This is a genomic window from Collimonas arenae (genome assembly GCF_000786695.1).
Taxonomy (GTDB): Bacteria; Pseudomonadota; Gammaproteobacteria; order Burkholderiales; family Burkholderiaceae_D; genus Collimonas; species Collimonas arenae_A.
Genome location: NZ_CP009962.1, coordinates 5,220,725 through 5,242,629, shown reverse-complemented (window position 1 = coordinate 5,242,629; position 21,905 = coordinate 5,220,725). Strand labels below are relative to the sequence as shown.

The following is a 21,905-nucleotide window of genomic DNA, read 5'->3' as shown; positions in this document are numbered from 1 at the left end:
AGAGTGCATGGTAGGCAAGCAGGGCGCAAAGCGTCACGGTAAAGTGAGTACCCGCTACGGTATTGCGGCCAATGCCAGCGCATTGCTGGTGGCGCTGATACTGGCCGGATGCGGCTCGTCACCGAAAGCGCCTTCAGCTTCCTCTGCTCCAACCAAGACTGCATCCAGTGGACGTGGCGGACCAACGTTGCCCGCGGCAGGCTCCGGCCGCGGCGGCTACTACAAGGATGACGGTCCGGGCGATGTCACGCCAGAAGGGCTGTTGGACGTCCCTGATGCGATTCCCACCATCGAACCTTATTCGCGCACCGGCAACAAGCCTTATGTCGTATTTGGCAAGACCTACACGCCGCTGACCGACGACCAGCCGTTCAAGCAGCGTGGCATCGGCAGCTGGTACGGTAAAAAATTCCATAATCAAAAGACATCTTCCGGCGAACTGTACGACATGTACAAGATGACCGCCGCCCATCCGACCTTGCCGATTCCGTCCTATGCACGGGTGACCAACCTGAAAACCGGCGCCCAAGTGATTGTGCGGGTCAATGACCGCGGACCGTTTCATTCCAGCCGCATTATCGATCTGTCTTACACCGCGGCGCTGAAGCTTGGCTACCTCGGCAGCGGCAGCGGCCAGCTGGAAGTGGAGCGCTTGCTGCCGGCGGATATCATCGCGATGAACAAGCAGCGTCAGAATGGTACCTTGGCGGCAACCACGCAAGCAGCGCCGCCGCAAGCGCAGATTGAGCCTGTCAGAGACAGCGTCGCACCGGCGACGGTGGTCACCGAATCCGTGGACATGCCGGTGCTGACGGCGCAACCGCTACTGTTCGATCCAACGCCGTCTGCAGCGCCAAGCGTTGCTCCAGTTGCAGCGCAGGGCGATAACAACAGTGCATCCGCCGCCGGCTTCTATGTACAGTTCGGCGCCTATTCCCAGCAAGCCAATGCCGACGGCGCCCGCACGCGTCTCATGCAAGAGTTGAACGGCGTCGTCAATTCGCTCAGCAGCGTTGCCGTCAATGGCTTGTATCGCTTATATGCCGGGCCTTATGCCAGCCGCTCCGACGCCGACAGCGTCCTGCAACAGATCCGCCAGCGCACCAGCGTCAATCCGATCGTGGTGCAACGCTAGGCCGTTTTTACCAGCTTGCGATATCAAGTTGGCCCAAACTTGGTATTGCTCCAAAAGCCTGCCTGAAAAATTGCATCCAGTGCGATAAACCCTCTTAGACGCCTGACAAAACCAGTCAAAATCGACTTGTAGATTGTCTACATTCATGCCTTTTGTAACCGAATGGTCATAAAATTTTCATACGCCTGACATATTTGACCGCAATACTTCGGCCATTCAAAAAGCGTAATGGCGGTAACAATCATGGTTGAAATCAAAGGTTTGTCAAAGACGTTTCGCGGCGGATTCCGAGCTCTGGATAACGTCAGCCTATGCTTCGCCCAAGGCGAAATGGTGGCGTTGATCGGGGCCTCCGGATCGGGAAAATCAACGCTTTTGCGACATATTTCCGGCTTGATGGCTGCAGATGGCGGTGGCGGCACGATTTCCATCGATGGCCAGTCAGTGCAGAAAGATGGCGTGGTCGACCGCAATATACGCGCAGTGCGTGCCAACGTCGGTTTCGTCTTCCAGCAATTCAACCTGGTCGGCCGCCTGCCGGTCCTGACCAATGTGCTGACTGGCGGCCTGTCGCGCATGCCGCTCTGGCGCAGCTGCTTGAAATTATTTACCGCGGAAGAAAAGGCGCTGGGCCTGGAAGCGTTGGCGCGGGTGGGCATTTCCGATCACGCCTATAAGCGCGCCTCGGCACTCTCTGGCGGCCAGCAGCAACGGGCGGCGATCGCCCGCACTATCGTGCAGAAGGCGCGCGTGGTGCTGGCCGATGAGCCGATTGCATCGCTGGATCCGGAGTCGGCGCGTCGCGTCATGCAGACGCTAGCTGATGTTAACCAGCTCGACAAGAGCACTGTCATCGTATCGCTGCACCAGGTCGACGTGGCGCTGCGTTTTTGCCCGCGTACTGTGGCGCTGCACAAAGGCCGTGTGGTGTACGACGGTCCGTCCAATGCGCTGACTGAAACCATGCTGCGTGAACTGTATGGCAGCGAAGCGGAAGATATCCTGGGCGGATCCAACAGCAGTCTGACCCGGCCGGCGGCTCCTGCGCCGGCCTCGTTTGACAGCATACCGGCGTTGGCTGTCGCAGCTTGAGTACAACCGAAATAGAAATCGCAAGCAGCATCACATTACCCACCACAAGTTAATAACACTTATCCTCATCAGGAGTTCCAAATCATGTTTGCAAAATTATTTTCCGGCGTTGCATTGGCGATGCTGGCGGTGACAGCTTCTGTAGCGCATGCAGACGACGATGCCAAAACGCTGAACTTTGGCATCATCTCCACCGAATCGTCGCAAAATCTGAAGCAAGACTGGCAGCCGGTTCTGGACGAAATGAGCAAGCGTATCGGCATCAAGGTCAACGGCTTCTTTGCCTCAGACTATGCCGGCATTATCGAAGGCATGCGTTTCGGTAAAGTGCAAATGGGCTGGTTCGGCAACAAATCGGCGATGGAAGCGGTAGACCGCGCCAGCGGCGAAGTGTTTGCGCACGTGGTCAATCCGGATGGCACATCGGGCTATTACAGCCTGGTCGGCGTGCAAAAAGACAGCCCGTACAAGAGCATCGACGACGTCTTGAAAAATTCCAAGAGCCTGACTTTCGGCATCGGCGACCCTAACTCGACTTCCGGTTTCCTGCTGCCTAACTACTACATCTTCGCCAAGAACAATGTCGATCCAAAGACAGCGTTCAAGGTAATCCGCACCTCCAACCACGAAGCCAATATCCTGGCTGTCGCCAACAAGCAGCTCGATTCCGCCGTGTTTGCATCCGACACCATGGATCGCATCGAAGAGCGCCAGCCTGCAGTTGCCAAGGAAGTGCGCATCGTCTGGAAATCGCCGTTGATCGCCGCGGATCCGCTAGTGTGGCGCAAAGATTTGCCTGCCGATACCAAGGCCAAGATCAAGAATTTCTTCCTTAACTACGGAAAGACCGGTCCTAACGCAGCACAGGAAAAAGCTCAGCTGGCCAAACTGCAATACAGCGGCTTTGCAGAGTCCAGCAACGTCCAGCTGAATCCTATCCGCCAACTGGAACTTTTCAAGCAAAAGGGCAAGCTGGAAGCGGATGAGAATCTGAGCGCCGAAGAAAAGAAAACCAAGCTTGAGGATATCAACCGCAAATTGTCCGACCTGGCCAAATCCTAAGCAATGACTAGTTCCGTACCTCTGAAAATGCAAACTACGTTTCCTGTCCCGCCCAAGCAATCGATAGGCCGGACGCTGTTCTGGGGCGTGTTGCTGGCAATTCTGATCGCGTCATGGAAGGGCGCCGACATGCGCCCGCTGGAACTGCTGCGCGACGGCGGCAACATGGGCACCTATGCCGCCAGTTTCTTTCCGCCTGACTTTCATGAGTGGCGCACCTATCTGCAAGAACTGCTGGTGACGATACAGATTGCGGTCTGGGGTACGGCGCTGGCGGTGGTCTGCGCAGTGCCTTGCGGTTTGCTGGCATCCTCGAATATTGCGCCGGCCTGGGTCAACCAACCGGTGCGCCGTCTGATGGACGCGGCGCGTGCGATCAACGAGATGGTGTTTGCTATGCTGTTCGTGGTGGCAGTCGGCCTGGGACCGTTTGCGGGCGTGCTGGCCTTGTTTGTAGCGACTACCGGCACCTTGTCGAAACTGTTTTCGGAAGCAGTCGAAGCGATCGATCCGCAACCCGTGGAAGGCATTCGCGCTACCGGCGCCAATGCACTGGAAGAAATCGTCTATGGCGTCTTGCCGCAAGTGATGCCGCTCTGGATTTCCTACGTGTTGTACCGTTTCGAAGCCAATGTGCGTTCGGCGACGGTGGTCGGTATGGTCGGCGCCGGTGGTATCGGCGTGATCTTGTGGGAAGTGATACGCAGTTTTGAATACGCTCAGACTTGCGCTGTGCTGATCATGATCGTCGTGGCAGTCAGCATGATCGATCTGGTGTCGTCGCGCATGCGCAAACTGTTTATCTAATCAATTCCTGTTGCTGTTTTCCCGATGACGGGTCGCCTGGTCTACAGGCGCCCCGTCATTTTTCCATGTGCGGAATTTTCGGTATAGTCTTCATCTTCGCGCCTTATTCCGCCATGGAGCCAAAACCGATGACTGCCGCCGCCCCCGATCATTCTCTGCCACACATCACGGTGCGCCAAGCCACGGCCGACGATGCCGATACGCTGGTGGCTTTGCTGGCCGAGATGGACGACGCGCTCACTCGTGCGGCCACGCTGGATGCGGATGGTGCCCGCAAGATCATGGCGTTAATGGCAGGGTATCCTTATTTTCGGGCGTACCTGGTATTTGCCGACGACGTTGCTGTAGGTACGTTCAGCATGCTGGCGTTCTGCAGCCTGACGCACGAAGGTACGCAACAGGCCGTGCTGGATGCAGTGGTTATCAGCCGCGCTTGCCGTGGACAGGGCATCGGCAGCGTGATGCTGGATCACGCGGTGAGAATTGCCGGCGAAGCCGGGTGCTACAAGATTGCGCTGTCTTCCAATCTAAAACGTATGGATGCGCATCGTTTCTATGAAAATTTTGGGTTTACCCAGCATGGCATCAGCCTGGCGGTACCGGTTCCCAAATCGCGCTGACTGCGGTCGAAATGACAGACGAAAATCTCCGCCCGCCTTCAGATTTGCTGAAGCCGGGCGCATAATATGCGGATAGCCACGGGAGACAAGACTTTGCCAACTTCAGAAAATCTGCAGCCGACCAATCAATTCGTCACGGTTGCATCCGCCGATGGCGCACAGGTGCAAGTGACATTGCACGGTGGCCACGTATGCTCCTGGCGAACGCCGGATGGCGTCGAACGGTTGTTCATGAGCCCGCTGAATGCATGGCGCAGCGACAGCGCCATTCGCGGCGGCGTACCGGTGATCTTTCCGCAATTCGCCAGCGAAGGACCGCTGCCAAAGCATGGCTTCGCACGTCTCAGTTTGTGGACATTGCTGGAGACGTCCACGCAGATAGATGGCAGCGGTCTGCTTCGGCTAGCCCTTAGTGATTCGGAAGAAACCCGGCGCGTATTTCCGCACGCATTCTCGCTGGAACTGCGCATTGAATTTTCTGGCCAGGCGTTGAATACCGAACTGATCGTGACTAATAACGGCGATCAGCCTTTTGACTTTACCTGTGCTTTGCATACTTACCTGAGTACGCTACTTGCGGAGACCGCAATATACGGCCTGGCCGGTAATGAGTATCGCGATTCTGTGGATGGTCGGCGAATCAAGCGTGCGGATCAAGATGTGTTGCATATCAAGGAAGAAGTCGACAGGGTTTATTTTTCAGTGGATAAGCCAATTACCCTGAGCGACCACAAACACAGCGTGATCGCCAGCCAGACCGGGTTTGTCGATGCAGTGGTGTGGAACCCCTGGGAAAACGGTTGTGCAAAAATCGCCGATCTGATGCTGGATTCTTATCAGCATTTTGTTTGCGTTGAAGCGGCAACGATCCAGCATCCGGTCACGCTGACGCCGAAGGCGATCTGGCGCGGATCGCAGCATCTGGAATGTCTCTCGATCGGTTGAGACCTAATCGAATTTGCCGCCCTGCATAGGAAACGCCTTCAAAAATTCGGCCACCGGCAATCGCTTGCCGCCCGGTTTCTGTAGTTCGGTAATTCGCAGAGCGCCGCTACTGCAAGCCACCACCACGCCATCCTGCGGATCGGCACTGATGATGGTTCCCGGTACATGCGCACCGGTAGCCGCAACCACCTGTGCTTGCCACAATTTCAAGGTAACGCCGGCGAATGACGCAGAAGCGGCAGGGAAGGGATTGAACGCACGTATCTTGCGTTCCAGCACTTCGGCCGGCTGCGTGAAGTCTAGCGCTGCTTCTTCCTTGCTGATCTTGGCGGCGTAGGTGACGCCCTGTTCCGGCTGTGGTGTGGCTGGCAAAGCATCATGCTCAAGCCGGCGTAGCGCTTCTACAATCATTTCACCGCCGAGCGCGGCCATCTTGTCATGCAGGCTGCCGGTGGTGTCGTCGGTGCTGATCGCCAGTTTTTCGATCAACAGCATGGCGCCCGTATCCAAGCCTTGATCCATTTGCATGATGGTGATGCCGGTCTCGCTGTCGCCGGCTTCGATCGCGCGATGGATAGGCGCGGCCCCGCGCCAGCGCGGCAGCAGCGAGCCGTGGATGTTGAGGCAGCCGCGCGGCGGAATGTTCAGGACGCTGAGCGGCAGGATCAGTCCGTAGGCGGCTACTACCATGATGTCGTGTGGCGTGGTCTGCAATAATTCATGGGCTTCTTTGGCGACCTCCGGATATTTACCATCCAGCCGCAGCGATACCGGCTGCGCAACCGGTATCTGATGATCGAGTGCGAATTGCTTGACCGGCGACGCATGCAACTGCATGCCGCGGCCGGCTGGGCGATCCGGCTGGGTCAGCGCCAGGACGATCTGATGGCCGGCGTCGTGCAAGGCCTTGAGCGCCACGGCGGCGAATTCGGGGGTTCCGGCGAAGATGATTTTCATGGATGCAATTTAGCTGGATGAGACTGGATTGGGTGGTGGCCAAAATGACTACGGGACAAACTGCAAGATCCGCATCGAGGCGCTTCTTGCAATTTGTCCCGCAACATGGAAAAGATACTTATCTGGTGCCGTATTGCTTGTCGCGTTTGAGCTCGCGTTCTTCCTTGATCATCTTGGCCTTGATCCGGTTGCGCTTCAACGGTGACAAGTATTCAACGAATACCTTGCCTTGCAAGTGATCCATTTCATGCTGGATGCAAACCGCCAGCAAACCATCGGCGTCGACTTCGAACGGATTGCCGTCAGCATCCAGCGCGCGTACTTTCACCCGCGCAGGGCGTTCGACGCCATCGTAGACGCCAGGCACCGACAGGCAGCCTTCGTCGTAAATCTGTTTTTCTTCGCTGGCCCAGAGAATTTGCGGATTGATGAACACTCGCAGATCGGTGCCGCTATCGGAGGTGTCGATTACCACCAGTTGTTCGTGCACGTCGACTTGCGAAGCGGCCAGGCCGACGCCGGGCGCTTCGTACATGGTTTCGGCCATGTCGGCGATCAATTTTTTTAACCGACTGTCAAAAACTGTCACTGGCTTGGCAATTTTGTGCAGGCGGACGTCGGGATAACGGAGAATATTTAATAAGGACATGCTTGAATGCGTAACAATTAGGCGGTTTGGAAGGGGTTTTCTCTTGCTAGTTCAATCGTTTATGGGCAAAATTTGATTCACTATGGCAAGTTTTTTGCTTTCTTTTACTTTACCTAGATCAAATGCCATGGCGACGAACCAGTAGGAGCCTGCCGGGCTTGGGAAGATCAGCTTACGCTTTGATCCCCTGAGACCGACGGGCTCCTGCGATGTAGGCGCCAATTTAACGCAGTATTCACCGGAAACAATATGAAAAAGTTTAGCACAGCTGCACTCCTTCTTGCTTTATGCACCGGATTTGGCATTTCCAGCATGGCCTATGCGCAGGCAGTCAAGCCCATGCGTTGCGAGTTTTTGCCGAATGCCCCGGATCAGCACGTGGTAGTGCGTGGCGATACGCTGTGGGGAATTTCCGGTCAGTTCTTGCAGCATCCATGGTGCTGGCCGCAGGTGTGGGGCCTGAATCAGGACCAGATTCATAATCCGCACTGGATCTATCCGGGCCAGATCGTGTATTTCGACCGCGCCAGCGGCCGTCTGCGCCTGGGTAACGCAACCAGCGGCGAGCCGGGCGTGGTTAAATTGTCACCGCAAACACGGGTGCAAGGTATCGGCCGTGACGCCATCTCCTCTATTTCCACAGACAAGATCGGCCCTTTCCTGTCGCAACCGCTGATCATCGAAGGCGACGACCTGAAAACGGCGCCGCATATCGTGGCCGTGCAGGAAGGCCATGTGAATTTGGGCAAGGGCGATAAAGCCTATGTGCGCGGCGACCTTGCCGATGCGACCACGTTCCAGGTATTTCGTCCCGGCAACCCGCTCAAGGATCCGGTAACCGGCAAGGTGATCGCCAATGAAGCGCTGTTTCTGGGCACCCTGAAGCTGGAGCGCCGGGGCAGCACGCCGGATGAGGCCGCAACTTTCAGCGTAGTCGACACTAAAGAAGAAATGCAGGTCGGCGACCGCATCATTCCGCGTCCGGTCGAGCCGATTTTGAATTATGTGCCGCATGCGCCGGCCGGTAATGTCGACGCCCGTATCGTCTCCATTTACGGTGGCGTGGCAACGGCGGCGCAGAACCAGATCGCGACGATCAATCAGGGCAAGGCTGACAATATCGATGTCGGCACCGTGCTGCAGCTGTCGCGTTTGGGTTCCACAATCAAAGATCCTGCGGATCACAACAAGAAGGTCAAGCTGCCGGACGAACAATACGGTACCCTGTTCATCTTCCGCGTGTTCAACCATATTTCGTATGGCCTGATCATGGAAGTCCAAAATACGGTCGATATCGGCGACATCGCCAGATCGCCTCAATAAAGGTTTTTGCTGTTAATAACGATAATCTCCATGACGATGGTGGCGCCGGTCTAAGCCACCATCCGGCAGCAACCGATGCCGATGAACTGGCAGCGTGGTTGCGTCTCGAACAGACTGCCGGTGTCGGCGCCGAAACAGGGCGCCGGTTGCTGGCGGCCTTCGGTTTACCCGAGAACATCTTTTCCGCTTCTTTTTCTGCCTTGCACAAAGTGGTGCCTGAGCGCGTCGCCTATGCTTTGCTGGCGCCGCCATCGGACGCCACCCAGGCGCTCATCGACCGCACCCTGGAATGGCTGCAGCATTCAGCCAACCAACTCATTACTCTGGCTGACGTCGCTTATCCGCAAGCGTTGCTGGATATCGCCGACCCGCCGCTGATGCTGTATGTGAAGGGCCGCGCCGAATTGCTGGTACGACCGGCGATGGCGGTGGTCGGGAGCCGCAATGCGACCGCGCAAGGTATCGCCAACGCCGACCGCTTTGCCGAAATCCTCAGCCAGCGTGGCCTGACCATCATTTCAGGCCTGGCTTTAGGGATCGATGCCGCTGCCCATCATGGCGCTTTGCGTGGCGCCGCGGGCTATCCTGAGTCCGGCAGCACGATAGCCGTGATCGGAACGGGCGCCGACATTGTCTACCCGGCGCGCAATCGCGGGCTGGCGCATCAGATCGCTGAAGCGGGTTGCATTGTCAGCGAGTACCCACTGGGCATGCCAGGCATAGCGGCCAACTTCCCGCGCCGCAATCGCATCGTTTCCGGCCTGGCGCGGGGCGTGCTGGTGGTGGAGGCGGCAGCACAGTCCGGTTCGCTGATTACCGCCAGGATGGCTGCCGAACAGGGACGGGATGTCTTTGCGATCCCTGGCTCTATCCATTCGCCGCTGTCGAAGGGATGCCATCAACTGATCAAGCAAGGCGCCAAGCTGGTGGAATCGGCGCAGGATATTCTGGAAGAATTGGGTACTTTCCACCGGACCGCAGCAGTACATGCGGGCGGCGGCGCGGCTAACAACGAGGCGCAGATCGCAGGGGAAGCCGATGAAGATATTGCCGCCATGGCCGACGACAATCAAAGGCTGTTGCGGCAACTCGGGTATGATCCGATCAGTTTCGATGTCCTGGCGGCGCGCTGCGAGAGCGACGCGGCCAGCCTGAACGGCCAGTTGCTTGAACTGGAGCTGGCGGGCCTGATCGAAGTCTTACCCGGCGGCTTATACCGGCGTATCGATTGATCTTGCCATACTGCATCTGAACGGTATTTGAGGGGCATTCCGTCATTTCAGGCAGCTTTACCTAAATCCTGCGATACTAATATACGTATACTGGCGCTCGAAGCTGCAACATTGTTGAAATGCATTTCTCGGCTGCGTTGCACTTTACTTGTCATACCCTTACCTTAGCGATACAGTAGAACCATGTTTGAAGTCCTTGTTTATCTGTATGAAACTTATTACCGGCCCGATGCCTGCCCTGAACCGGAGGCCTTGGTCAAGAAGCTGTCGGCGATCGGTTTTGAAGAAGACGAAATCACCAAAGCGCTTGGCTGGCTGACCGATCTGGCCGAAGCCAACCACGAATTCGCTGACAAGTATCCGCAGCAAACTTCTTTTTCTTTTGGCATCCGCATCTACGCCCAGCAGGAAATTGACGTGCTGGGGATCGCTGCGATCGGGTTTATCCAGTTCCTGGAGTCGGCCAAGATGCTCAATCCGGTGCAACGCGAGATTGTGATCGAGCGCGCACTGACCGTCAGCGAGACCCCGGTTCCGCTCGACAAACTCAAGGTGATCGTGCTGATGGTGCTATGGAGCCAGGGTAAGGAACCGGACGGTCTGATGTTCGACGAGCTGTTTCTCGACGAAGACGAGGATCCTGAACCACGTCTCTTGCATTAGCCGCACCAAGCGCCATCTGACGTATGCTGGCAAGACTACAGTCTGCCCCGCTTGCGACTTTCCCAACAACCCGCTTATCATTGGCCGCAATAATTGCTAACCGCAACGCAATTTTGATGTCAGCCAGGGAGTTGACAGAGAAATCGTCTGGTGCGACTGGTATATTAATGAGAGAATTTCTCTCAAGCAACCAAAAATTCCGAATTGCCGTGATGGCCCAAGACCAAGCCATGGCGAGCAAAAGCAAAAAAATGCGCTGAAACATAGCGCGCTACTGTCGAGACAACACTATGAGCAAGACCCTCATCATTGCCGAGAAACCTTCTGTCGCGAACGATATCGCGAAGACGCTCGGCGGCTTCACCAAGCACGATGAGTACTTTGAATCCGACGAATACGTCCTGTCATCGGCCGTTGGCCATCTGCTGGAAATCGCCGTACCTGAAGAATACGACGTCAAACGCGGTAAATGGACCTTCACCCATCTGCCGATGATCCCGCCGCATTTCGCGCTGAACCCGATCGCCAAGACCGAGTCGCGTCTCAAGGTGCTCAACAAGCTGATCAAGCGCAAAGATGTCACGTCCCTGATCAACGCATGTGACGCCGGGCGGGAAGGCGAGCTGATTTTCCGTCTGATCGCGCAACATACCAAAGCCAAGCAGCCGATCAAGCGGTTGTGGCTGCAATCGATGACGCCGGGCGCGATACGCGACGGTTTTGCGCATTTGCGTGACGACGCGGACATGCTGCCGCTGGCCGATGCCGCCCGCTGCCGCAGCGAAGCGGATTGGCTGATCGGTATCAACGGCACGCGCGCCATGACTGCGTTCAATTCGAAAGAAGGCGGCTTCTATCTGACTACCGTCGGCCGGGTGCAGACACCCACGCTGTCGATCGTGGTCGACCGTGAAGAGAAGATCAAGAAGTTCGTGCCGCGCGATTTCTGGGAAGTGCGCGCAGATTTTGTCTGCGCCGCAGGCATCTACGAAGGCCGTTGGCTCGATACCGCGCACAAGAAGGACGAAACCGATCCGGAAAAGCGGGCCGAGCGCCTGTGGAGCAAGGCCGCGGCGGAATCCATCGTCGCCGCCTGCCGTGGCAAGCTGGGTTCGGTGCGTGAAGAATCCAAACCGACTACTTCGATGGCGCCGGCGCTGTTCGACCTGACCAGTTTGCAGCGCGAAGCCAACTCGCGCTTCGGCTTCTCCGCCAAGAATACCCTCGGCCTGGCGCAAGCGCTGTACGAAAAGCACAAGGTGCTGACTTACCCGCGTACCGATTCGCGCCACTTGCCGGAAGACTACCTGAACACAGTCAAGCAGACATTGGAAACGGTTTCTGAGAACAATAATTACCAGCAGTTCGCTGCCCAGATCCTGAACAAGGGGTGGGTCAAGCCGAACAAGCGGATCTTCGACAACACCAAGATCAGCGATCACTTTGCGATCATCCCGACTCCGCAGGCGCCGAAGAATCTGTCGGAGCCGGAACAAAAACTGTACGACCTGGTGACGCGCCGTTTCATGGCGGTGTTTTTCCCGGCAGCCGAGTTCCAGGTCACCACCCGCTACACGGAAGTCTCCGGCCATCAGTTCAAGACTGAGGGCAAGGTCATGACCAATCCGGGCTGGCTGGCCATCTACGGCAAGGAAGCCGCGGACGAGAAGGACACGGAAAATAGCGGCACGCTGGTTGCCGTGGCCAAGGATGAGAAGGTCAAAACCGACAAGATTACCGCCAACGGCCTGGTGACCAAGCCGCCCGCGCGTTATACGGAAGCAACCCTGCTGTCGGCCATGGAAGGCGCCGGCAAGCTCTTGGACGACGGTGATCTGCGCGAAGCGATGGCTGGCAAGGGCCTTGGCACGCCGGCAACGCGCGCTGCGATCATTGAAGGTTTGCTGAACGAAAAATACCTGCTGCGCGAAGGCCGGGAAATGATCCCGACCGCCAAGGCGTTCCAGCTGATGACCTTGTTGCACGGTCTCGGCGTCGATGAACTGACAGAACCTGAACTGACCGGCGAGTGGGAACACAAGCTGTCGCAGATCGAACGCGGCACCATCAGCCGTGAAGAATTCATGCGTGAAATCGCGCAGCTGACCCAGATCATCGTCAAGCGCGCCAAAGAATACGACAACGATACGATCCCGGGCGACTACGCTACCTTGCTGGCGCCGTGCCCGAATTGCGGCAGCGTGGTCAAGGAAAATTATCGCCGCTTCGCCTGCACCAAGTGCGAATTCTCGATGAGCAAGACGCCGGGTAGTCGTCAGTTTGAAATTCCGGAAGTCGAAGAATTGCTGACCAATCGCACCATTGGTCCGCTGCAGGGTTTCCGCTCGAAGATGGGTCGGCCGTTTGCCGCGATCCTGAAAATCAGCCGCGATGAAGAGATCAAGAACTTCAAGCTGGAATTCGATTTCGGCCAGAACGATGAAAGTGAAGACGGCGAAGGCGTCGACTTCACCGGCCAGACCGCCTTGGGCCCATGCCCTAAATGCGCCAGCGGCGTGTATGAAATGGGCCTGGCCTACGTTTGCGAAAAAGCCGTGGCCAAACCGAAGGCTTGCGATTTCCGCAGCGGCCGCATCATTCTCCAGCAGGAAATCCTGCCGGAACAAATGGTCAAGCTGCTCAACGATGGCAAGACCGATTTGCTGCCGGGCTTCATCTCGCAACGCACCCGCCGTCCGTTCAAGGCCTTTTTGGTCAAGGGCAAGGATGGCAAGGTGAGCTTCGAGTTTGAAGAGCGCAAAGCCAAGGCTCCTGCCAAGGGGAAGGCCAAAGCGGCAGCGGTTGAATCGGAAGACGGTGCGGCCGAAGTCAAGGCGGCTGCAAAGAAACCGGCAGCGAAAAAGCCTGCGGCCAAGAAACCAGCGGCGAAAGCGGCAGCTCCTAAAAGAGTGGTCGCCAAACGCAAGGCAGCCTAAGCGCCGGGGTGCACCAGAAAAGCCGCTCGTTGAGCGGCTTTTTTTCGTCTCAAGCTATTGCCATACTGGCTTGGTGATTTTGCCATGCCACCAGCCATCGTACTTTCGGCTAAACTGCCTGACAAGCTACGCTGATGCCGGCCTGCGTTGCCGGCATCGCAATTCACTCCTGCTAACCGGATATCGCCATGTCTCTGGATCACCCCGCCGTTGCTCGTGCTGTCGTACGTGAACTGGGTGCTTCGCGCATCCGCGAAGTTGCCAATGTCGGCATTGGCCGCGACGATGTGCTGCCGTTCTGGTTCGGCGAGCCGGATCAGGTCACGCCAGGTTTTATCCGCGATGCCGCCAAGGCCGCACTGGACGACGGCGACACGTTTTACACCCACAACTACGGTATTCCTCCATTACGCGAGGCGATCGCCAAGTACTTGTCCGCGCTACATCAACCACTAGACGCCAGCAGGGTGGCTGTGACTTCATCCGGCGTCTCTGCGTTGATGGTGCTGGCGCAGATGATCATCAGTCCCGGCGACCGGGTAGTGGCTGTGACGCCGCTGTGGCCAAACGTCAGCGAAATCCCGAAAATACTCGGCGCCGAAGTCGTACGGGTGTCTTTGCAGTTCGGCCAGACCTGGGAGCTGGACTTGCAACAGTTGCTGGATGCCTTGACCCCGGATACCCGCGCAGTGCTGCTCAATTCGCCCAACAATCCTACAGGCTGGGTCATGCCGCGCGTGCAACAGGAGGCCGTGCTGGCGCATTGCCGCCGGCACGGAATCTGGATCGTTGCCGATGACGTGTATGAGCGGCTGGTATACAACGAAAATTCGAACGAAAATTCGAACGAACAATCGAGCGAACAAGCGGAAGCGCATCCATGTGCGCCTTCGTTCCTCGATATCGCCGATGCCGACGACCGGGTGATTTCATCCAACAGTTTTTCCAAATCCTGGTTGATGACCGGCTGGCGGCTCGGCTGGCTAGTGGCGCCGCCGGCGCTGATGACAGATATCGGCAAACTGATCGAATACAACACGTCTTGCGCGCCAGGGTTTGTGCAGCGCGCCGGCGTTGTCGCCATCGAACGCGGCGACGAAATTATCGACAACACCGTGGCCCGCTATCGCCAGGCGCGAGATTATCTCTATGAGAGTTTGAATGCTCTGCCGGGTATTACCGCGCCGCGGCCGAAAGGTGCGATGTATTTGTTTTTCCGTGTCGACGGTGTCAGCGACAGTCTGGCGCTGTGCAAGCAACTTGTGCGCGACGCCGGTCTCGGGCTGGCTCCGGGCAATGCCTTTGGCGCGGAAGGCGAGGGCTATGTGCGCTGGTGTTTTGCCAGTTCGCTGGAGCGTCTGGAGGATGGTGTGCAAAGATTGCAACGTTTCCTGTCTGCCTGATCAGCCTTCCGGTTTTACCGGCACCGGCCGCGTCATGAGATCGACATACAGTGCAAAAAGGCGTGCATTGTCGAAGCGTTTGACGATGTGCAGCTTCCTTTTCAATATTGGCGGCGGCTTCTTGAGATACACCAGGGTACGGCCGTCGTTGACGCCGAAACTGACGTCGACATCGACCCAGGCGTCCATCGTTTCGACGGCATAACGCGGGTCCAGTAAATACGCGATGGTCAGGGTGTTGGCGGCGTATCCCGGATCGGTTTCGAAGCCGGATTTGCCGTCGTAACCATCGCTGTTGAATTGCTTGAGCAACCTGGTGACGATGGTTTGCTTTACCGGATCGTAGGCGATACGGTCATACGTTTTTTATCCATGATCACGGAGCTGGCGACATCGAGCGGAATCATCACCTGCGGAATCGGCTGGCGCAAGACGATCTGCGCCGCGTCAGGATCGAACCAGCAGCTGAACTCGGCGTTGGCGGTGGTGTTGCCGGGGACCGCGATTGCACCGCCCACGTAGATGATCTGTTTGATCAACGGCACGATTTTGGGATGCTGCAGTACAGCCAATGCAATATTGGTGAGCGGGCCAACCGCCAGTATGGTCACTTCGTGCGGATGTTGCTTGACGGCGTCGACGATGAAGACAACCGCACTTTCACGCCGCAAAACCGTATTTTGCGCAAAGCCGTCGGGCGGTGCCTTGAGATCCAGCTCAGAGCGCGGTTCCGGTGTATTCCATGCGCCGAGATAACCGTCGCCGCCGGGAAATTTGGCCAATTCTCCCTGCACCGTCTGCAGATCATGCGTGAGCGGTGTGTTGGCGCCAGCGTAGATGCCAATGCGGGAGCCGACGCCCAGCCTTTCCATCGCTTTTAAAGCGTTGGCGACGCCTTGATTTAACCATGGGTTGCCGGAAACGGCGGTAATGCCCAACACCTCAATCGCACCTTGCGCCTGCAATTGCGCCGCCATCACCCCGAGCTGGCCATCGTCGCCCATGGCGCTGTAGTCGGTGCCGATAATGATTTTCTCAGGGCTGGCCGGAGACGGCGCACGGTGGCGCCCGGTCAAATAGCATGCACATGCCAGAATGGCAAATATTTTCCTTACTCCCGTCTCCCGCTTCCATCGGGTAATTCCGCGTCAGCAGCGCATCCTGACGCGGATGGACGCCGATTTTGCCGCAAGCTATCTTTCAGGCAGCTTTCTTATAACTCAGATAAGAAGTTCTTTGGGGTAATTTTTTGCTCCTTTTTTTTTGCCTGTTCTGGTGCTATCATCAAAACGCGCAAACGTTTGCGCGCTTAATGATGGCATGCCGATCCGAACGGATATGCCATTGGGCATGAACTTATTTGCAAAAATTTCAATAACGACTTTCAGGAGACTTTTGATGAATACCCGTATCCGCCTCAAGCTGATTGCTGCCACTATTCTGGTTTGTGCCCTGCCTTCCCTGCCGGCGATGGCGCAAACTGCCGCCAAGCCAAAGGTTGCGCTGGTGATGAAGTCGCTCGCCAATGAATTTTTCCTCACCATGGAAAACGGCGCCAAGGAACACCAGAAGGCGCACGCTGCGCAATATGACCTGATCGCCAACGGCATCAAGGACGAAACCGATACCTCGAACCAGATCAAGATCGTCGAACAGATGATTGTCTCCAAGGTCAACGGCCTGGTGATTGCGCCTGCCGATTCCAAGGCGCTGGTGCCGGTCATCAAGAAAGCGATCGACGCCGGCATCATCGTGGTGAACATCGACAACAAGCTGGATGACGCCGCGCTGAAGGAAAAGGGCATCACCGTGCCATTCGTCGGTCCGGATAACCGCTTGGGCGCCAAACTGGTGGGCGACTACCTGGCCAAGCAAATCAAGAGCGGCGACAAGGTTGCCATCATCGAAGGCGTATCAACTACTTTCAATGCGCAGCAACGTACGCTGGGCTTCCAGGACGCCATGAAGACTGCAGGCGCCAATGTGGTCGCAGTGCAATCCGGCCAGTGGGAAATGGATCCGGGCAACAAGGTTGCCGCTGCGATCCTGAACGCGCATCCTGACGTCAAGGCATTGTTGGCCGGCAACGACAACATGGCCCTCGGCGCTGTCGCCGCCGTCAAGGCAGCTGGCAAGACCGGTAAAGTGCTGGTGGTCGGCTATGACAACATCAACGCCATCAAACCGATGCTGAAAGACGGCCGCGTACTGGCGACAGCCGACCAGTATGCTTCGCAACAAGCCGTGTTCGGTATCGAAACGGTGTTGAAGGCGATCACCGACAAGAAGGCGCAGTCGAGCCTGGGCGGCACGGTTGAAACCAAGGTCGCGCTGGTGACCAAAGACAGCAAATAATCAACCTGCAAGTAATCAACCTCACTGCGGCACATGGTTAAGTTGCCGCCGCGCTTTAGGCGCGGCGGCTGCCCTGTCCGCAACCAGTTATGCCATTGGTGGAGGACGGAATGTCCAATGAATTCAATGCCGCGCATCAGTCCGACGCGCGCACCGCTGCCCCCGCAGTTCCCCTGTTGTTAAGCTTGACCGGAATTGGCAAGACCTACGTCGAACCGGTATTGAGCGACGTCTCGATCAGCATCAGCCCGGGCCAGATTCTGGCCCTGACCGGCGAAAACGGCGCTGGCAAAAGCACATTGTCGAAGATCGTTTGCGGCCTGGTGGAGGCAACCACCGGCAGCATGCTGCTGGACGGTCAACCCTATTCGCCGGCTTCGCGTAAGGAAGCCGAGCATCTCGGTATCCGCATGGTGATGCAGGAACTGAACCTGATTCCTACGCTCAGCATTGCCGAAAACCTGTTCCTGAACCAGTTGCCGCATCGTTTCGGCTGGATCGACAAGCCCAAGCTGGCGGAAGCCACGCGGATCCAGATGGCCGCGGTAGGCCTGACCGATCTCGATCCCTGGACGCCCGTTGGCGAACTGGGCGTCGGCCATCAGCAAATGGTGGAGATTGCCCGCAACCTGATCGGTCACTGCCGTCTGCTGGTGCTGGATGAACCGACCGCCATGCTGACCAGCCGCGAAGTGGAACTGCTGTTCACCCAGATTGCGCGGCTGCAGTCGGAAGGCGTCGCCATCATCTATATTTCGCATCGGCTGGAAGAGCTGAAACGGGTTGCCGACCGCATCGCCGTGCTGCGCGACGGCCAGCTGGTGTGCGACGATCCGATTTCCGGTTACAGCACCGACGCACTGGTGCAATTGATGGTCGGCCGCGCCGCTGAAGCGGAACTGGATCTCGGTCATCGCACCATCGGCGCGCCCATGTTGCGGGTACGTGATCTGGGCCGCGGCAAAGCGGTGGCGCCGACTTCCTTCGACTTGCGCGCCGGTGAAATCCTCGGCATCGCTGGTTTGATCGGTTCTGGCCGCACCGAATTGTTGCGCCTGATTTTTGGCGCTGACCGTGCCGACCAAGGCGAGGTATTCATCGGCGATCAAGGCGAGCCAGCCAGGATTTCATCGCCGAAAGACGCTGTCGCCGCCGGCATCGCCATGATCACCGAGGATCGCAAGAGCCAGGGTTTGCTGCTGTCGCAATCGATCGGCCTCAACACCACGCTGGCCAAGCTCACGGATGTCAGCAAGTACGGCGTACTTGATGTGGAGGCTGAAGCCGCGGTTGCCGACGACTATATCAAGCGTTTGCGGATCCGTTCGCGCGACGGCACGCAGGCAGCCGGTGAACTGTCCGGCGGCAACCAGCAGAAGGTGGTGATTGCCCGCTGGTTGTATCGCGATTGTCCGATCATGCTGTTCGACGAACCCACTCGCGGCATCGATATCGGCGCCAAATTCGACATCTACAAGCTGCTGGCCGAATTGTCGCGGCAAGGCAAAGGCTTGCTGATCGTTTCCAGCGACCTGCGTGAACTGATGCTGATTTGCGATCGTATTGCGGTGATGAGCGCAGGCAAGCTGGTCGATACTTTCGAACGTGGCAACTGGAGCCAGGAAACGATTCTGGCCTCGGCATTCAGCGGTTACATGAATGGCAACGGCGCCGGCAACAGCGGCGCTCCGGCAAACCCAAGCACCGCGCAAGCCGCCTGAATCCAGAGCGTCCGCCGAAAACAATTTATCCAACATCATGACAACTAATTCTCTTACCCGAAGCATGTCCGGCCTCAAGAACTACCTGGGCCTGATCGGCGCATTGATCGCCATGTGCGTGCTGTTCTCCGTTCTCAGCGAAAATTTTCTTACCATGGGGACGTTCACTACCCTGTCCAACGATATTCCGACGCTGGTGGTCATGGCGGTCGGCATGACGTTCGTGCTGATCATCGGCGGCATCGATCTCTCGGTCGGTTCGGTCATGGCGCTGGCGGCATCGGTCTTGTCGATGGCGATGGTGCGCTGGGGCTGGCCTTTGTTCGGCGCGGCTTTGCTGGGCGTGCTGGTGGCTAGCCTGTGCGGCATGGTGACCGGACTGATTTCAGTCGGCTGGCGGATTCCATCGTTCATCGTTTCGCTGGGCGTGCTGGAAATGGCGCGCGGCCTGGCGTACCAAGTCACCAATTCGCGTACTGAATACATCGGCAGCGCGGTCGACGGCATCAGCTCGCCGATCCTGTTCGGCATGTCGCCGGCCTTCCTGTCTGCCATCATCATCGTCATCGTCGGCCATCTGGTATTGACCAAGACCGTGCTGGGGCGTCACTGGATCGGCATCGGCACCAATGAAGAAGCGGTGCGCCTTGCCGGCATCAATCCGCGTCCAAGCAAGGTGCTGGTGTTTGCCTTGATGGGCTTGCTTGCCGGCGTCGGCGCGTTGTTCCAGGTATCGCGGCTGGAAGCAGCCGATCCGAACGGCGGCGTTGGTCTTGAATTGCAAGTGATTGCAGCTGTGGTTATCGGCGGCACCAGCCTGATGGGCGGGCGTGGTTCGGTCATCAGCACTTTTATCGGCGTGCTGATTATCTCGGTGCTGGAAGCAGGCCTGGCGCAAGTCGGCGTCAGCGAACCGATGAAACGGATCGTCACCGGGCTGGTGATTGTGGCTGCGGTGGTGCTGGATACATATCGACGCCGTGGCGAGCGTTCAACGCATTAAAACCCACTACATTACCGCTCCGCAAACTGGCATCGAGTAAATAATATGGCAACCATCAAGGATGTAGCGCGTAAAGCCGGGGTGTCGTACACCACGGTGTCGCATGTCCTCAACCAGACCCGTCCCGTCAGCGTCGACGCTCGCGCCCGCGTACTGGAGGCGGCCGAGTCGCTGGCCTATGTGCCGAGCGCACTGGCGCGCTCGCTGCGCAGCAAGACTACCGGCAGTATCGGCCTGATCATTCCGAACAACACCAATCCGTATTTTTCGGAAGTGGCGCGCGGTATTGAAGACAGTTGCTACGCCGCCGGCTACAGCGTCATCCTGTGCAATTCCGACGACGACCCGGCCAAGCAGCGCGATTACCTGAACGTGCTGTTGACCAAGCGCTGCGACGGCTTGATCGTGGCGACATTGGCGCAGACCGACGGCGAGCTGCTGCGCAAGATGAAAGTGCCGACGGTGCTGCTGGACCGCGCGCCGAAGGATATGGGCATCGATCTGGTGGCTGTAGACAATGCTGCCGGCGGTGCCTTGGCGGCGGAGCATCTGCTGAGCCTGGGGCGGCGTCGCATCGCTTGCATTGGCGGCCCGGCAGACATCGATATTTCCCGCGAGCGGATCGCAGGCTTGCGCCAGACCATGTATAGCGCCGGCATCGCGTTGCCGGACGACATGCTGGTGTATGCCGATTTCACCAGCGCCGGCGGCTATCTGGCGGCGCGCAGCTTGCTGGCCTCGCAGACGCCGGACGCGATTTTCTGTTGTAATGATTTGATGGCGATCGGCGCCCTGCGTGCCGCTGCGGAGCGCGGCATTGCCGTGCCGCAAACGCTCGCAGTGGTGGGCTTCGACGATATTGACCTGGCGCAGTTCGTGCATCCGACCTTGACCAGCGTCGCCCAGAATACGCGCCGGCTCGGGCAGCTCACCGCGCAATGTCTGCTGGAGCGGATCGCCAGTCCTGACCGGCCTTTGCAGCGACAGACCATCGCGCCGGAATTGCATATCCGCGGTTCGACCGTGGTCAGTTGAGTACGCGGATTTTTCGTTATTCCTTTTTGCAATCTTTATTCTTAAGACACATATGATCGTCATCATCGGCAGTATCAATATGGACCTGGTGTTGCGCGTGCCGCGTATGCCGCACCCAGGCGAAACCTTGTCCGGCGGCCAGTTCCGTACCATTCCCGGCGGCAAGGGCGCCAACCAGGCGGTGGCATGCGCACGCCTCAGCGGCGACAGCGCCAAGGTCGGCATGATTGCCTGCCTCGGCGATGACGCCTTTGGAGCTGAGCTGCGCGCCGCCTTGCGCAAGGATGGCATCGATGACGCGCATGTCGCGACAATGAGCGGCATGGCCTCCGGCGTGGCGTCGATCATGGTCGATGCCAGCGGACAAAACAGCATTGTGCTGGCGGCCGGCGCCAATGATGCGCTAAGCCCGGCACATATCGACGCCGCACGTGCTTTGATCGAACAGGCGCGCATCGTCGTCTTGCAGCTGGAAACGCCGCTTGCCACCGTTCGCCATGCGATCAAACTGGCGCATGAACTGGGTAAGACCGTGGTGCTGAATCCGGCGCCGGCGCAGGCCTTGCCGGCCGATCTGCTGGCACAAGTGGATTATCTGATTCCAAATGAAATCGAAGCCGCCATGCTGGCGGGCCTGCCTGAAGCCAGTCTCGACAGCGACGCTGCCATCGACGTCGCAGTGGCGAAATTGCGAGCAAATGGCAGCGCCAACGTGCTGGTGACGCTCGGCTCCAAGGGTGTGTATGCGGCGCTGGCGTCAACTTCAGAACATTTTGCGGCACAGCCGACCCAGGCAATCGACACTACCGCCGCTGGCGATACCTTCATCGGCGGCTTCGTCGCAGCGCTGGCGGAAGGCCGCAGCGAAGCCGATGCAATCGCCTTCGGCCAGCGTGCCGCAGCGATTAGTGTGGCGCGCATCGGCGCCCAGACTTCGATTCCTTATCGTCGCGAACTGGAGGCTTGA

The 21,905-nt window shown here is 57.8% G+C and carries 18 protein-coding genes and 1 pseudogene; 16 read left to right on the top strand and 3 right to left on the bottom strand.

From position 1 onward, the window contains the following. The first annotated feature begins 7 nt into the window (after positions 1-7). From LT85_RS23175 to LT85_RS23150, 6 genes are all read left to right on the top strand, one after another. On the top strand, positions 8-1,135 hold the full coding sequence (locus LT85_RS23175) for a septal ring lytic transglycosylase RlpA family protein (protein WP_081992644.1): 1,128 nt from the start codon (positions 8-10) through the stop codon (positions 1,133-1,135). 243 nt (positions 1,136-1,378) lie between these two features. Then, positions 1,379-2,227: a phosphonate ABC transporter ATP-binding protein gene (gene phnC / locus LT85_RS23170; RefSeq protein WP_253273611.1), complete on the top strand. Its 849-nt coding sequence runs from the start codon at positions 1,379-1,381 to the stop codon at positions 2,225-2,227. An 84-nt stretch (positions 2,228-2,311) separates the two neighbouring features. After that, the gene (phnD, locus tag LT85_RS23165) at positions 2,312-3,289 is read left to right on the top strand and encodes a phosphonate ABC transporter substrate-binding protein (RefSeq protein WP_038493712.1); all 978 of its coding nucleotides are present in this window, start codon (positions 2,312-2,314) and stop codon (positions 3,287-3,289) included. Between the two features lie 27 nt (positions 3,290-3,316). Then, positions 3,317-4,096 carry a phosphonate ABC transporter, permease protein PhnE gene (phnE, locus tag LT85_RS23160; RefSeq protein WP_414649086.1) on the top strand — a complete coding sequence of 260 codons (780 nt, stop codon included), beginning with the start codon at positions 3,317-3,319 and terminating at the stop codon, positions 4,094-4,096. 128 nt (positions 4,097-4,224) lie between these two features. Then, a complete protein-coding gene (locus LT85_RS23155; protein ID WP_172657017.1) occupies positions 4,225-4,716 on the top strand; it encodes a GNAT family N-acetyltransferase in 492 nt (163 codons plus the stop codon). Between the two features lie 93 nt (positions 4,717-4,809). Continuing rightward, on the top strand, positions 4,810-5,661 hold the full coding sequence (locus tag LT85_RS23150; protein ID WP_038497269.1) for a D-hexose-6-phosphate mutarotase: 852 nt from the start codon (positions 4,810-4,812) through the stop codon (positions 5,659-5,661). Between the two features lie 3 nt (positions 5,662-5,664). Here the strand turns inward: LT85_RS23150 and fmt are convergent, their stop codons facing one another. Together fmt and def are read right to left on the bottom strand one after the other, a co-directional pair. Then, positions 5,665-6,618, bottom strand: a complete 954-nt coding sequence (gene fmt, locus LT85_RS23145; protein ID WP_038493706.1) for a methionyl-tRNA formyltransferase — start codon at positions 6,616-6,618, stop codon at positions 5,665-5,667. A 118-nt stretch (positions 6,619-6,736) separates the two neighbouring features. Beyond that, complete coding sequence (gene def / locus LT85_RS23140; protein WP_038493704.1) at positions 6,737-7,267, bottom strand: peptide deformylase; 531 nt, start codon at positions 7,265-7,267, stop codon at positions 6,737-6,739. A 249-nt stretch (positions 7,268-7,516) separates the two neighbouring features. On the opposite strand from def, the gene LT85_RS23135 reads away from it, so the two are divergent. The 5 genes from LT85_RS23135 (at position 7,517) to LT85_RS23110 (ending at position 14,824) form a co-directional block, all read left to right on the top strand. Then, positions 7,517-8,590, top strand: coding sequence for a LysM peptidoglycan-binding domain-containing protein (locus LT85_RS23135; RefSeq protein WP_038493701.1), 1,074 nt, complete (start codon positions 7,517-7,519; stop codon positions 8,588-8,590). A gap of 98 nt (positions 8,591-8,688) precedes the next feature. Continuing rightward, entirely contained in the window at positions 8,689-9,822 is a 1,134-nt protein-coding gene (gene dprA / locus LT85_RS23130) for a DNA-processing protein DprA (protein WP_437177278.1), read from the top strand. A gap of 183 nt (positions 9,823-10,005) precedes the next feature. Next, complete coding sequence (locus LT85_RS23125) at positions 10,006-10,485, top strand: DUF494 family protein (RefSeq protein WP_038493694.1); 480 nt, start codon at positions 10,006-10,008, stop codon at positions 10,483-10,485. A 290-nt stretch (positions 10,486-10,775) separates the two neighbouring features. Next, complete coding sequence (locus LT85_RS23115) at positions 10,776-13,421, top strand: DNA topoisomerase III (RefSeq protein WP_038493688.1); 2,646 nt, start codon at positions 10,776-10,778, stop codon at positions 13,419-13,421. A 188-nt stretch (positions 13,422-13,609) separates the two neighbouring features. After that, positions 13,610-14,824, top strand: coding sequence for a pyridoxal phosphate-dependent aminotransferase (locus LT85_RS23110; RefSeq protein ID WP_038493685.1), 1,215 nt, complete (start codon positions 13,610-13,612; stop codon positions 14,822-14,824). Here LT85_RS23110 and LT85_RS23105 read toward each other — a convergent pair. Then, positions 14,825-15,921: pseudogene (locus LT85_RS23105) on the bottom strand (nucleoside hydrolase). A 301-nt stretch (positions 15,922-16,222) separates the two neighbouring features. Between LT85_RS23105 and LT85_RS23100 the strand changes: the two are divergent. The 5 genes from LT85_RS23100 to rbsK all read left to right on the top strand — a co-directional run bounded on the left by LT85_RS23100 (position 16,223) and on the right by rbsK (position 21,905). Then, positions 16,223-17,179 (top strand): sugar ABC transporter substrate-binding protein, encoded by a 957-nt coding sequence (locus LT85_RS23100; protein ID WP_038493682.1) that lies wholly within the window; start codon positions 16,223-16,225, stop codon positions 17,177-17,179. 110 nt (positions 17,180-17,289) lie between these two features. Then, complete coding sequence (locus tag LT85_RS23095; RefSeq protein WP_052135411.1) at positions 17,290-18,900, top strand: sugar ABC transporter ATP-binding protein; 1,611 nt, start codon at positions 17,290-17,292, stop codon at positions 18,898-18,900. A 37-nt stretch (positions 18,901-18,937) separates the two neighbouring features. Continuing rightward, positions 18,938-19,903, top strand: a complete 966-nt coding sequence (locus LT85_RS23090; protein ID WP_038497264.1) for an ABC transporter permease — start codon at positions 18,938-18,940, stop codon at positions 19,901-19,903. 45 nt (positions 19,904-19,948) lie between these two features. Then, on the top strand, positions 19,949-20,938 hold the full coding sequence (locus LT85_RS23085; RefSeq protein ID WP_038493679.1) for a LacI family DNA-binding transcriptional regulator: 990 nt from the start codon (positions 19,949-19,951) through the stop codon (positions 20,936-20,938). A gap of 52 nt (positions 20,939-20,990) precedes the next feature. Next, on the top strand, positions 20,991-21,905 hold the full coding sequence (rbsK, locus tag LT85_RS23080; RefSeq protein ID WP_038493676.1) for a ribokinase: 915 nt from the start codon (positions 20,991-20,993) through the stop codon (positions 21,903-21,905).

Bases quoted from the DNA above. Each gene is read 5' to 3' on its own strand.
- LT85_RS23085 (WP_038493679.1), top strand. From the start codon at position 19,949: ATGGCAACCATCAAGGATGTAGCGCGTAAAGCCGGGGTGTCGTACACC.
- rbsK (WP_038493676.1), top strand. From the start codon at position 20,991: ATGATCGTCATCATCGGCAGTATCAATATGGACCTGGTGTTGCGCGTG.
- LT85_RS23090 (WP_038497264.1), top strand. From the start codon at position 18,938: ATGACAACTAATTCTCTTACCCGAAGCATGTCCGGCCTCAAGAACTAC.
- LT85_RS23095 (WP_052135411.1), top strand. From the start codon at position 17,290: ATGTCCAATGAATTCAATGCCGCGCATCAGTCCGACGCGCGCACCGCT.
- LT85_RS23125 (WP_038493694.1), top strand. From the start codon at position 10,006: ATGTTTGAAGTCCTTGTTTATCTGTATGAAACTTATTACCGGCCCGAT.
- LT85_RS23100 (WP_038493682.1), top strand. From the start codon at position 16,223: ATGAATACCCGTATCCGCCTCAAGCTGATTGCTGCCACTATTCTGGTT.
- LT85_RS23175 (WP_081992644.1), top strand. From the start codon at position 8: ATGGTAGGCAAGCAGGGCGCAAAGCGTCACGGTAAAGTGAGTACCCGC.
- phnC (WP_253273611.1), top strand. From the start codon at position 1,379: ATGGTTGAAATCAAAGGTTTGTCAAAGACGTTTCGCGGCGGATTCCGA.
- LT85_RS23110 (WP_038493685.1), top strand. From the start codon at position 13,610: ATGTCTCTGGATCACCCCGCCGTTGCTCGTGCTGTCGTACGTGAACTG.
- LT85_RS23155 (WP_172657017.1), top strand. From the start codon at position 4,225: ATGACTGCCGCCGCCCCCGATCATTCTCTGCCACACATCACGGTGCGC.
- LT85_RS23135 (WP_038493701.1), top strand. From the start codon at position 7,517: ATGAAAAAGTTTAGCACAGCTGCACTCCTTCTTGCTTTATGCACCGGA.
- phnE (WP_414649086.1), top strand. From the start codon at position 3,317: ATGCAAACTACGTTTCCTGTCCCGCCCAAGCAATCGATAGGCCGGACG.
- phnD (WP_038493712.1), top strand. From the start codon at position 2,312: ATGTTTGCAAAATTATTTTCCGGCGTTGCATTGGCGATGCTGGCGGTG.
- LT85_RS23115 (WP_038493688.1), top strand. From the start codon at position 10,776: ATGAGCAAGACCCTCATCATTGCCGAGAAACCTTCTGTCGCGAACGAT.
- fmt (WP_038493706.1), bottom strand. From the start codon at position 6,618: ATGAAAATCATCTTCGCCGGAACCCCCGAATTCGCCGCCGTGGCGCTC.
- def (WP_038493704.1), bottom strand. From the start codon at position 7,267: ATGTCCTTATTAAATATTCTCCGTTATCCCGACGTCCGCCTGCACAAA.